This is a genomic window from Pseudomonas sp. 05T35 (genome assembly GCF_056396605.1).
The window spans coordinates 1-9,719 of the sequence record NZ_JBFTLU010000281.1 but is presented as its reverse complement, the minus strand read 5'-3'; the positions used below and the strand labels follow the sequence as shown (position 1 = coordinate 9,719).

The following is a 9,719-nucleotide window of genomic DNA, read 5'->3' as shown; positions in this document are numbered from 1 at the left end:
GCCCTGACGGATAGCTTCATCTGCATCGCTGGCGCCGGGAATCGGGAAATCAAGGATCGGGATGGCAATTTGCGCGCGAATACCACTGTTGTGCACGCGTTCGCTGGCAACTTTCGGGAAAAAATACATGTCCGAGAAGCAGGTGATGCCACCTTTGATCTGCTCGGCAATGGCCAGGTCGGTGCCGTCGCGGACGAAGGCCTCGTCGACCCATTTGGCCTCGGCTGGCCAGATGTGCTGCTCAAGCCAGGTCATCAGCGGCAAATCATCGGCCAGGCCGCGGAACAGTGTCATCGCCGCATGTCCGTGGGCGTTGATCAGGCCCGGGCTGAGCAGCATGCCCGGCAGCTCGCGGACCTCGCTGGCCTTGAGCTTCAAGGCTACGCTGCGCGGGCCGATGAAGGCAATACGCCCGTCGCGGATGCCCAGGCCGTGCTCCTTGAGGACTACGCCAGCGGGTTCGACAGGTACTAACCAGGTCGGCAGCAAGAGTAAGTCGAGCGCAGCGGCRGGATTCGGCATCGAGGGTTCGGTCCAGTGCTTTTATAAAGGATGGCGAAGTATACCCGAGCGTCTTCGCGGGGGGATCGCTATAATCGGCGGCTTTTGTTCATGAGTGCGGGGTGAGGGATGCGCGATCGACTGTTGGCTGCGGAGAAGGTGAAGGCCATCGATTGGCGGGACGGCGCCCTGTACCTGCTGGATCAGCGCATTCTGCCATTCGAGGAAACCTGGATTGCMTATACCAGCGCAGCGGGTGTGGCTGAGGCTATTCGCTCGATGGTGGTGCGTGGTGCTCCGGCAATCGGTATCAGCGCCGCCTACGGCGTGGTGCTGGCGGCGCGCGCGCGGTTTGCTGCGGGCGGCGACTGGCAGGCGGCGCTGGAAGAAGACTTTGCCCTGCTTGCGGATTCACGGCCGACCGCCGTCAACCTGTTCTGGGCGCTGGGTCGCATGCGCGAGCGCCTGGAGCGGCTCAAGGATCACTCCAATCCATTGGAAGTGCTTGAGGCAGAGGCCTTGGCAATCCATGAAAGTGATCGCGAAGCCAACCTGACCATGGCGCAATTGGGTGTCGACCTGATCCGCAAGCATCAGGGCAATGCCCAGGCTGTCTTGACTCACTGTAATACGGGGGCGTTGGCGACTGGCGGCTTCGGCACTGCGCTCGGGGTGATTCGTGGCGCGTTCCTGGAGGGCATGATCGAGCGGGTTTACGCCGACGAAACCCGGCCTTGGCTACAAGGCTCGCGCTTGACTGCCTGGGAACTGGCCAACGAAGGCATTCCGGTCACCCTGAACGCCGACTCGGCCGCTGCACACATCATGAAAACCAAGGGTGTGACCTGGGTGATCGTCGGTGCTGACCGAATTACTGCCAACGGTGACGTGGCGAACAAGATCGGCACGTACCAGTTGGCGGTCAGCGCCATGCACCACGGCGTGCGTTTCATGGTGGTGGCACCGAGCTCGACCATCGACATGAACCTGGCCAGTGGTGACGACATCCCGATCGAAGAGCGTGATGGCAGCGAATTGCTGGAAGTGGGCGGCAAGCGGGTGGGGGCTGATGTCGATGCCTTTAACCCGGTGTTCGATGTCACGCCGGCTGACCTGATTGACGCCATCGTCACCGAAAAAGGCATCGTCGAGCGCCCGGACGCCGCGAAGATGGCACAACTCATGTGCCGCAAGCGGTTGCATTGACGATCTCGGGCGTCTGATAAATCGCTTTCGCGAGCAAGCCCGCTCCCACACTGGCCCTATCTAACTGAAGAACTCGGTCAATTGTGGGAGCGAGCCTGCTCGCGATGGGGCCCTCAAGGCCAACAAATCAGCCTGAGACGGACCTGTGATTTGCCTCAGAGCCTCTCTCGTCGCCTTTACGCCTGTCACCGGTCAACTAACTATGCTCCATGCGCATCAGGGGGATAGGTGCGTGGCGGCTCTTGTGATAACATCCGGCGGTTTCCAAGGTAGCCCGATGTGGCTGCCTTTACTGCGCAGATCCATGGCATAACTCGTTGATTTGTCGTAAGTCGGTGCTGGCACTCAGCCTGCAGCGACGAGCTTCGTTCGTCCCATATGGATGTGACGAAGTTTCACCAGAAAAAGGAATCAGGCTTCTCATGGGCGAACTGGCCAAAGAAATCCTCCCGGTCAATATCGAAGACGAGCTGAAACAGTCCTACCTCGACTACGCGATGAGCGTAATTGTCGGTCGGGCACTGCCTGATGCGCGCGATGGCTTGAAGCCCGTGCATCGGCGTGTGCTGTTCGCGATGAGCGAGCTGGGTAACGACTTCAACAAGCCGTACAAGAAATCTGCCCGTGTTGTCGGTGACGTGATCGGTAAGTATCACCCGCACGGTGATACTGCGGTGTACGACACCATCGTTCGTATGGCACAGCCATTCTCGCTGCGTTACCTGCTGGTAGACGGTCAGGGCAACTTCGGTTCGGTCGACGGCGACAACGCCGCTGCGATGCGATACACCGAAGTGCGCATGACCAAGCTGGCACACGAGCTGCTGGCTGACCTGCATAAAGAAACCGTGGACTGGGTGCCGAACTACGACGGCACCGAAATGATCCCGGCGGTCATGCCGACCCGCATTCCCAACCTGCTGGTCAACGGTTCCAGCGGTATCGCCGTGGGCATGGCGACCAACATTCCGCCGCACAACCTCGGTGAAGTCATCGACGGTTGCCTGGCACTCATCGACAACCCCGAGTTGACTGTCGATGAGCTGATGCAATACATCCCTGGTCCGGACTTCCCGACCGCCGCGATCATCAACGGTCGCGCCGGTATCATCGAAGCCTACCGCACCGGTCGCGGCCGCATTTACATGCGTGCCCGCTCGATCATCGAAGACATCGACAAGGTCGGTGGCCGTCAGCAGATCGTCATCACCGAGCTGCCTTACCAGTTGAACAAGGCGCGTCTGATCGAGAAGATCGCCGAGCTGGTCAAAGAGAAGAAGCTGGAAGGCATCACCGAACTGCGCGACGAGTCCGACAAAGACGGTATGCGCGTGGTGATCGAGCTGCGTCGCGGTGAAGTGCCTGAGGTCATCCTCAACAACCTCTACGCCCAGACCCAGCTGCAAGCGGTATTCGGTATCAACATCGTCGCGCTGATCGACGGCCGTCCGCGGATCCTGAACCTCAAGGACCTGCTGGAAGCCTTCGTGCGTCACCGCCGCGAAGTGGTGACCCGCCGTACCGTGTTCGAACTGCGTAAAGCCCGCGAGCGTGGTCATATCCTCGAAGGTCAGGCAGTTGCGCTGTCGAACATCGACCCGGTCATCGCCCTGATCAAGGCTTCGCCAACGCCTTCGGAAGCCAAGGAAGCGCTGATCAGCACACCGTGGGAATCCTCCGCGGTGGTTGCAATGGTTGAGCGCGCCGGTGCTGACTCTTGCCGTCCGGAGACCCTGGACCCGCAATACGGTCTGCGCGAAGGCAAGTACTTCCTGTCGCCGGAACAGGCGCAAGCCATTCTGGAGCTGCGTCTGCACCGTCTGACCGGCCTGGAACACGAAAAACTGCTGGCTGAGTATCAAGAGATCCTCAACCAGATCGGCGAGCTGATCCGCATCCTCAACAGCGCCACGCGCCTGATGGAAGTGATCCGCGAAGAGCTGGAGGTGATTCGTGCCGAGTACGGCGATGTGCGTCGCACCGAAATTCTCGATGCGCGTCTGGACCTGACCCTGGGCGACATGATCCCGGAAGAAGAGCGCGTCGTGACCATTTCCCACGGTGGCTACGCCAAGACCCAGCCATTGGCTGCGTACCAGGCCCAGCGTCGTGGCGGTAAAGGCAAATCGGCTACCGGCGTCAAGGATGAGGACTACATCGCTCACCTGCTGGTCGCCAACAGCCACACCACGCTGCTGCTGTTCTCCAGCAAGGGCAAGGTGTACTGGCTGAAAACCTACGAAATTCCTGAGGCATCCCGCGCTGCCCGTGGTCGTCCGCTGGTCAACCTGCTGCCGCTGGACGATGGTGAATACATCACCACCATGCTGCCGGTCGAGGAATACACCGAAGGTCACTACATCTTCATGGCTACCGCCAACGGCACCGTGAAGAAGACCCCGCTGGAATCCTTCAGCCGTCAGCGCAGTGTTGGCTTGATCGCGCTGGAACTGGACGAAGGCGACGTGCTGATCAGTGCTGCCATCACCGATGGCGAGCGTGAAGTCATGCTGTTCTCCGATGGCGGCAAGGTTACCCGCTTCAAAGAGTCCGACGTTCGCGCCATGGGCCGTACCGCTCGCGGTGTCCGCGGCATGCGTCTGCCGGAAGGTCAGAAGCTGATTTCCATGCTGATCCCGGAAGAAGGCAGCCAGATCCTCACCGCTTCGGCGCGTGGTTTCGGCAAGCGTACCGCCATCACCGAGTTCCCTGAGTACAAGCGTGGCGGTCAGGGCGTTATCGCCATGGTCAGCAACGAGCGTAACGGCCGTCTGGTCGGTGCAGTCCAGGTGCTCGACGGCGAGGAAATCATGCTGATTTCCGACCAGGGCACCCTGGTGCGTACTCGTGTTGACGAAGTATCCAGTCTGGGTCGTAACACCCAGGGCGTGACCCTGATCAAGCTGGCCAACGATGAAACACTGGTCGGTCTGGAGCGGGTTCAGGAGCCATCGGAAGTCGAAGGCGAAGAGCTGGAAGGTGAAGAGGGCGCGGAACTCGAAGGCGTCGTGCTCGATGCCGGCACCGAGCCGGACGATACTGTCGAAAGCCAGCAGGCTGAAGCAGCTGACGAAGAAGAGTCGCAAGACTAACCAAATCGTAGCAGGGCAGAGTGTTTGCTCTGTCCGCTACCGTGAATGCATAGCGAGAGTGGATGTGAGCAAACGAGCCTATAACTTCTGCGCAGGTCCTGCTGCGCTGCCTGAAGCTGTCCTGTTGCGTGCCCAGTCGGAGTTGCTCGACTGGCATGGCAAGGGTCTCTCGGTCATGGAAATGAGCCATCGCAGCGATGAGTTCGTGTCCATTGCGACCAAGGCCGAGCAGGATCTGCGTGATCTGCTGAATATCCCCTCGAACTATAAAGTACTGTTTCTGCAAGGTGGCGCCAGCCAGCAATTTGCTCAGATTCCTCTGAACCTGTTGCCGGAAAACGGCAAGGCCGACTATATCGACACCGGTATCTGGTCGCAGAAAGCCATTGAAGAAGCGCAGCGCTACGGCCACGTCAACGTCGCCGCGACCGCCAAGCCTTACGACTATTTCGCCATTCCCGGCCAGAACGAATGGAAGCTGTCACAAGACGCGGCCTACGTGCACTACGCGCCGAACGAAACCATCGGTGGTCTGGAGTTCCAGTGGATACCGGAAACCGGTGATGTTCCGCTGGTCGCCGACATGTCTTCGGACATTCTCTCGCGCCCTGTGGATATCTCGCGTTTCGGCATGATCTACGCCGGCGCCCAGAAAAACATCGGCCCGAGCGGCATCGTCGTCAATATCGTGCGTGAAGACCTGCTGGGTCGTGCCCGTTCGTTCTGCCCGACCATGCTTGACTACAAAGTCGCAGCCGACAACGGCTCGATGTACAACACTCCGCCGACCCTGGCCTGGTACTTGTCCGGTCTTGTGTTCGAGTGGCTGAAAGAGCAGGGTGGTGTTGAGGCCATTGGCAAGCTCAATGAAGTCAAGCAGCGCACGCTGTACAACTTCATCGATGCTAGCGGCTTGTACAGCAACCCGACCTCTATCTACAACGCCGTCGACATCAACGCAGTCAATGCGCTGGTGGCGTACATGGCAGAGTTCGAGAAGGAACACGGTTAATGTCTGAGCAAGAACTCAAGGCACTGCGCCTGCGCATTGATGCTCTGGACGAAAAAATCCTCGAGCTGATCAGTGAGCGTGCACGCTGCGCCCAGGAAGTCGCGCGAGTAAAGATGGCTACGCTGGCCGAAGGCGAAGTGCCGGTGTTCTATCGTCCTGAGCGTGAGGCTCAGGTGCTCAAGCGCGTAATGGAGCGTAACCAGGGGCCGCTGGGCAACGAAGAGATGGCGCGGTTGTTCCGTGAAATCATGTCCTCGTGCCTGGCGCTCGAGCAGCCGCTGAAAGTGGCCTACCTCGGCCCTGAGGGTACCTTCACTCAAGCGGCGGCCATGAAGCACTTTGGTCACGCGGTGATCAGCAAGCCCATGGCGGCGATCGACGAAGTGTTCCGTGAAGTGGCTGCCGGTGCGGTGAACTTTGGCGTGGTGCCTGTGGAAAACTCCACCGAGGGCGCAGTTAACCACACCCTCGACAGCTTCCTTGAACACGACATGGTTATCTGTGGCGAAGTCGAGCTGCGCATTCACCACCACTTGCTGGTGGGTGAAAACACCAAGACCGACAGCATCAGCCGCATTTATTCCCATGCCCAGTCCTTGGCGCAGTGCCGTAAATGGCTGGACGCTCATTACCCGAACGTCGAGCGCGTGGCGGTATCGAGCAACGCCGAAGCGGCCAAGCGGGTCAAGGGTGAGTGGAACTCGGCGGCGATTGCCGGCGACATGGCGGCAGGTTTGTACGGGTTGACCCGTCTGGCCGAAAAAATCGAGGATCGTCCGGATAACTCCACGCGATTCCTGATGATCGGCAGCCAGGAAGTGCCACCGACCGGCGACGACAAGACCTCGATCATCGTCTCGATGAGCAACAAGCCTGGTGCGCTTCACGAGTTGCTGGTGCCGTTCCATGACAATGGTATCGACCTGACTCGGATCGAAACCCGTCCATCGCGCAGCGGCAAGTGGACCTACGTGTTCTTCATCGACTTCGTTGGCCACCACCGCGACCCGCTGATAAAAGCTGTGCTGGAGAAAATCAGTCAGGAAGCGGTAGCACTTAAAGTGTTGGGTTCCTACCCGAAAGCAGTTCTCTAAAGGCGTTGATAATGAGTGGCGACTTCCTCGCTCTGGCACAGCCGGGCGTGCAACAACTTTCGGGCATTGGCGGCGATTCGCGAAGAGCTGGCCGATCTGACCCGCTATCCGGACGGCAACGGTTTTGCGCTGAAAACCCTGCTGGCTGAGCAGTGCCGGGTCGAGCTCGATCAAGTGACGTTGGGCAACGGCTCCAACGACATTCTCGAACTGGTCGCGCGTGCCTATCTGGCGCCGGGTCTCAACGCAGTGTTCAGTGAGCATGCGTTCGCGGTCTACCCGATCGTCACTCAGGCGGTGGGTGCCGAAGCGCGAGTGATTCCGGCCAAAGACTGGGGGCATGACCTGTCGGCCATGCTCGAAGCCATCGACAGCAACACCCGCGTGGTGTTCATCGCCAACCCGAACAACCCGACCGGAACCTGGTTCGACGCCGAGGCGCTGGACGAGTTTCTGCAGGACGTGCCGGAGCGCGTGCTGGTCGTGCTGGATGAGGCGTACATCGAGTACGCCGAAGGCAGCGATCTGCCGGATGGTCTGGATTTCCTCGCGGCGTACCCGAACCTGCTGGTTTCCCGGACCTTCTCCAAGGCCTACGGTCTGGCCGCGTTGCGTGTGGGCTATGGCTTGTCGACCGCGGTGGTCGCCGATGTGTTGAACCGTGTGCGTCAGCCATTCAACGTCAACAGCCTGGCCCTGGCAGCGGCCTGCGCAGCGTTGCAGGACGATGAATATCTGGCTGAAAGCCGTCGTCTGAACGAGTCCGGCATGCAGCAGCTCGAAGCGGGCTTCCGTGAGTTGGGGCTGAGCTGGATTCCTTCCAAGGGCAACTTCATCTGTGTGGATCTGGGGCGCGTCGCCGCACCGGTTTTCCAGGGCTTGCTGCATGAAGGTGTGATCGTGCGTCCGGTGGCCAATTACGGCATGCCGAACCACTTGCGCATCACCATCGGTCTGCCGGCTGAAAACAGTCGCTTCCTTGAGGCGCTGGCCAAGGTTCTGGCCCGTGGTTGATGTCATCGCCGTGCAACCTGCTGTGCCTATGATCGGTCGCCTGGTGGTGATCGGGCTCGGGCTGATCGGAGGTTCGTTCGCCAAGGGTCTGCGTGAAAGCGGGTTGTGCCGCGAAGTGGTTGGCGTTGATCTCGATCCGCAATCGCGAAAACTGGCCGTTGAGCTGGGGGTAGTGGATCGTTGCGAAGACGACCTCGCTGTCGCGTGCCGCGGTGCGGACGTGATTCAGTTGGCGGTGCCGATTCTCGCAATGGAAAAACTGCTGGCGCTGTTAGCTGGCATGGACCTGGGGGMGGCGGTCCTGACCGATGTCGGCAGTGCCAAMGGCAATGTGGTGCGTGCAGCGACCGAAGCCTTTGGTGGTATGCCGGCGCGCTTCGTTCCGGGGCATCCGATCGCAGGTTCCGAGCAGAGCGGGGTCGAGGCTTCCAATGCCCAGCTGTTCTGTCGGCATAAAGTGATTCTGACGCCGCTCGAGCAAACCGATCCGGCTGCCCTGGCAGTTGTCGACCGGCTCTGGCGCGAATTGGGTGCCGATGTCGAGCACATGCAGGTCGAGCGTCACGACGAAGTGTTGGCGGCGACCAGCCATTTGCCGCACCTGCTGGCATTCGGTTTGGTCGATTCGTTGGCCAAGCGCAGTGAAAATCTGGACATCTTCCGTTACGCTGCGGGCGGTTTCCGCGATTTCACGAGAATCGCCGGCAGTGACCCGGTCATGTGGCACGACATCTTCCTCGCCAATCGCGAAGCTGTCCTGCGCACACTCGATACATTTCGCAGCGATCTCGACGCCTTGCGCGACGCGGTCGATGCAGGGGACGGGCACCAACTGTTGGGCGTCTTTACGCGCGCCCGGGTTGCCCGCGAGCATTTCAGTAAAATCCTGGCCCGCCGGGCCTATGTGGACGCTATGAACTCCAACGATCTGATTTTCCTGGCAAATCCTGGTGGCCGCCTGAGTGGGCGGATTCGTGTACCAGGCGACAAATCGATTTCCCACCGTTCGATCATGCTCGGCTCCCTCGCTGAAGGCGTTACCGAAGTCGAAGGTTTCCTTGAGGGTGAAGACGCCCTGGCGACCTTGCAGGCCTTCCGTGACATGGGTGTCGTGATCGAAGGTCCGCACCATGGTCGCGTGACCATTCATGGTGTCGGCCTGCATGGCTTGAAACCGGCTCCCGGCCCGATCTATCTGGGTAACTCGGGTACGTCGATGCGTCTGTTGTCCGGCTTGCTGGCCGCGCAGGACTTCGACAGCACCTTGACGGGCGATGCGTCGCTGTCCAAGCGTCCGATGAATCGTGTGGCCAACCCGCTGCGCGAGATGGGCGCGGTGATCGAGACGGCGGCAGAAGGTCGTCCACCAATGACCATTCGTGGTGGCAACAAGCTTAAAGGCCTGACTTACACCATGCCGATGGCCAGCGCCCAGGTTAAATCCTGCCTGCTGTTGGCGGGGCTGTACGCCGAAGGCAAAACCACGGTGACCGAGCCGGCACCAACCCGCGACCACACCGAGCGCATGCTGCGTGGCTTCGGCTACCCGGTTACTGTCAACGGCGCCACCGCTTCGGTCGAATCCGGCCACAAGTTGACCGCGACGCACATTGAAGTGCCGGGCGATATCTCCTCGTCGGCATTCTTCCTGGTGGCAGCGTCGATTGCCGAAGGTTCGGAGCTGGTGCTGGAGCATGTGGGTATCAACCCGACCCGTACCGGCGTGATCGACATCCTGCGTCTGATGGGCGCCGATATCACCCYGGAAAACCAGCGTGAAGTCGGTGGCGAGCCAGTGGC

The 9,719-nt window shown here is 60.2% G+C and carries 6 protein-coding genes and 1 pseudogene; 6 read left to right on the top strand and 1 reads right to left on the bottom strand.

The window, feature by feature from the left end; translation table 11 throughout:
• Nucleotides 1-522 (bottom strand): amidohydrolase family protein (locus AC1DH9_RS20075; RefSeq protein ID WP_477808646.1); only part of this gene is annotated, 522 nt, incomplete at its 3' end.
• 108 nt (nt 523-630) lie between these two features.
• Between AC1DH9_RS20075 and mtnA the strand changes: the two genes are divergently transcribed.
• The 6 genes and pseudogenes from mtnA to AC1DH9_RS20045 form a co-directional block, all read left to right on the top strand.
• Nucleotides 631-1,707 (top strand): S-methyl-5-thioribose-1-phosphate isomerase, encoded by a 1,077-nt coding sequence (gene mtnA / locus AC1DH9_RS20070; protein WP_427541432.1) that lies wholly within the window; start codon nt 631-633, stop codon nt 1,705-1,707.
• Between the two features lie 422 nt (nt 1,708-2,129).
• Entirely contained in the window at nt 2,130-4,799 is a 2,670-nt protein-coding gene (gene gyrA, locus AC1DH9_RS20065) for a DNA gyrase subunit A (RefSeq protein ID WP_429539821.1), read from the top strand.
• Nucleotides 4,800-4,863: 64 nt separating this feature from the next.
• Nucleotides 4,864-5,811, top strand: a complete 948-nt coding sequence (serC, locus tag AC1DH9_RS20060; protein ID WP_477808645.1) for a 3-phosphoserine/phosphohydroxythreonine transaminase — start codon at nt 4,864-4,866, stop codon at nt 5,809-5,811.
• Nucleotides 5,811-6,905 (top strand): prephenate dehydratase, encoded by a 1,095-nt coding sequence (gene pheA / locus AC1DH9_RS20055; protein ID WP_019692985.1) that lies wholly within the window; start codon nt 5,811-5,813, stop codon nt 6,903-6,905. Before serC ends, pheA begins: the two co-directional genes overlap by 1 nt.
• Nucleotides 6,906-6,965: 60 nt before the next feature.
• Nucleotides 6,966-7,919, top strand: a pseudogene (gene hisC, locus AC1DH9_RS20050) (histidinol-phosphate transaminase); the annotation flags it as partial.
• A 28-nt stretch (nt 7,920-7,947) separates the two neighbouring features.
• Nucleotides 7,948-9,719 (top strand): bifunctional prephenate dehydrogenase/3-phosphoshikimate 1-carboxyvinyltransferase (locus AC1DH9_RS20045; RefSeq protein ID WP_477808647.1); only part of this gene is annotated, 1,772 nt, incomplete at its 3' end.

Coding starts and splice junctions, on each gene's coding strand:
- gyrA (WP_429539821.1), top strand. CDS start 2,130: ATGGGCGAACTGGCCAAAGAAATCCTCCCGGTCAATATCGAAGACGAG.
- pheA (WP_019692985.1), top strand. CDS start 5,811: ATGTCTGAGCAAGAACTCAAGGCACTGCGCCTGCGCATTGATGCTCTG.